Annotated in this window: 1 protein-coding gene; it reads right to left on the reverse strand. The window is 46.3% G+C overall.

Going from position 1 to position 561, the window contains the following annotated elements; translation table 11 throughout:
• Positions 1-106: 106 nt before the first annotated feature.
• Positions 107-561: LexA family protein (locus P3R27_RS14650; protein WP_000272705.1), on the reverse strand; the 455-nt coding region annotated here is incomplete at its 5' end.

Below are 561 nucleotides of genomic sequence, written 5' to 3' on the forward strand. Positions count from 1 at the left end.
ATCCATTTACTATGTTATGTTCTGAGGGGAGTGAAAATTCCCCTAATTCGATGAAGATTCTTGCTCAATTGTTATCAGCTATGCGCCGACCAGAACACCTTGCCGATCAGCCAAACGTCTCTTCAGGCCACTGACTAGCGATAACTTTCCCCACAACGGAACAACTCTCATTGCATGGGATCATTGGGTACTGTGGGTTTAGTGGTTGTAAAAACACCTGACCGCTATCCCTGATCAGTTTCTTGAAGGTAAACTCATCACCCCCAAGTCTGGCTATGCAGAAATCACCTGGCTCAACAGCCTGCTCAGGGTCAACGAGAATTAACATTCCGTCAGGAAAGCTTGGCTTGGAGCCTGTTGGTGCGGTCATGGAATTACCTTCAACCTCAAGCCAGAATGCAGAATCACTGGCTTTTTTGGTTGTGCTTACCCATCTCTCCGCATCACCTTTGGTAAAGGTTCTAAGCTTAGGTGAGAACATCCCTGCCTGAACATGAGAAAAAACAGGGTACTCATACTCACTTCTAAGTGACGGCTGCATACTAACCGCTTCATACATCT

Origin of the sequence: Enterococcus spodopteracolus, assembly GCF_030441955.1 — a bacterium.
GTDB lineage: Bacteria > Bacillota > Bacilli > Lactobacillales > Enterococcaceae > Enterococcus_B > Enterococcus_B spodopteracolus.